This is a genomic window from Mesorhizobium sp. M2A.F.Ca.ET.067.02.1.1 (assembly GCF_004023285.1).
Taxonomy (GTDB): domain Bacteria; phylum Pseudomonadota; class Alphaproteobacteria; order Rhizobiales; family Rhizobiaceae; genus Mesorhizobium.
In genome coordinates this window covers 1-1,596 of sequence record NZ_RZSB01001050.1, presented here as the reverse complement: position 1 = coordinate 1,596, position 1,596 = coordinate 1, and the positions used below count along the sequence as shown (strand labels likewise).

Genomic DNA, 1,596 nt, shown 5'->3' with positions numbered 1-1,596 from the left:
CGGCTTGACGGTTGGAACGGTGAACAGTGCCTTACATCGAAACCATCGCGCATTCGTGCTGGAGAAATCCCGTTTGTCGGCACTCCTGACCGATGGGTTTGCTCCTGCCGATGCCGATCGGGATCCCGAAACAGCGCCGCGTCGCCCACTGAAACTGACGATGTGTGGCGACGGCTCGACGGAAGGTATCTCACTGCCGGTTGCACAGCAAGATGAGCTGGATCGCTACTTGGCCACAATCGAAGATGATCGACTTTGGTCTATTCATTTCACGTCCGGAACGACGGGCCTGCCGAAAGGAGTGGCCCATCGCGTCGGCGCCTTGCTTGGCAACGCTCATTTGTTCAATGACACGTTTGGAATCGGCCGCGACTCCCGATTTGTGCATGTCATGCCGATGCCCTACATGGCCGGATTTCTGAACACGCTGTTGGGCGCGTTCACCGCACAAGCATCCATTATTCTTGCACCGCAGTTCAGGCCGCAAAGCGCGCTGCACTTCTGGGAGCCGGTAAAGGCATATGGTGGAAATACCATCTGGATGTCGCCGACCATGCTTGCCGCCTTAACGCGAGTGGATCGCGATAGAGCGGGCGTCGAGCTCTGCAGTTCGCAGGCTATGCGGATATTTAGCGCTACGGCGCCGTTGTCTACTAGGGTGCAACGCGAGTTCGAAGCCAAGTACGGCGTCGAAGTGACTGAGAGTTATGGGCTTTCGGAACTGCTGCTGATTGCGGCAAATGACGGCCCTGCCGGTCGAAAGGACTCGTCAGTAGGGCCTTGCCTGCCGGAAATCCACATCACCATCCGCAATGAAGCGGGAGAGGAGATGGCAACAGGCAGCGATGGTTCCATTTTCATCAACACGCCGTTCGTGTCCGCTGGCTACATTGATTTCGCTACAGGTGAGCTCACGCCGGCAGGATTCTGGTTCGACACCGGAGATCTCGGCCACCTCGATGATGATGGATATCTGTTTGTTACGGGCCGCGTGAAGGATCTGATCATCCGAGGGGGATTTAATGTCAGTCCGCGGCAGATCGAAGAGGTTCTGCTTCAGCACCCGGCGGTCAAGGACGCTGCAGTCGTCGGCATTCCTCACGATTTCTACGGCGAGCAGGTGGTCGCGGCGATCATACCTGTTGCGGGCGTCAAGCTGGAGGATGTCCAGGCAAGCCTTCGCGAGCGATGCCTTTCGGCTCTGGGGCTTTCCACCGTGCCGGATCGTTTCGTTGCCGTTGATACGCTTCCGGTGACGAACCTCGGAAAAATACGGAAGCCGGCGCTAAGAGAGGTGCTCATCGAAAGCCCGCAGAATGGCAGCGACACGGGAGTTGGTTCGTGAGCGGTCGTATCATTCGTCGGCCGCGCGCCAGCACGCATGGGCAAGCAAACGCCGCCGAGGGTTCAGCAACATGAGAAGGTTTGTGGATCTTTCATACATTTTGTACAACGGCATGACGACCTATCCGTGCCCTGGTCGCCGGCATTCGATTAAGTGAGGCTGCAATGACGCATGAAAAGCTGGTTCGTGATTTCTTTTCGCAGCACGCCAAGTCGCCTCTTCCGAACGGAAAGGACGCTTTTTCCGTGCAC

General features: G+C 57.2%; 1 protein-coding gene. It reads left to right on the top strand.

The features are described from left to right. The coding region (locus EOA28_RS35280) for a class I adenylate-forming enzyme family protein (protein ID WP_148671087.1) at positions 1-1,345 on the top strand (1,345 nt) is incomplete at its 5' end. Between the last annotated feature and the right edge of the window lie 251 nt (positions 1,346-1,596).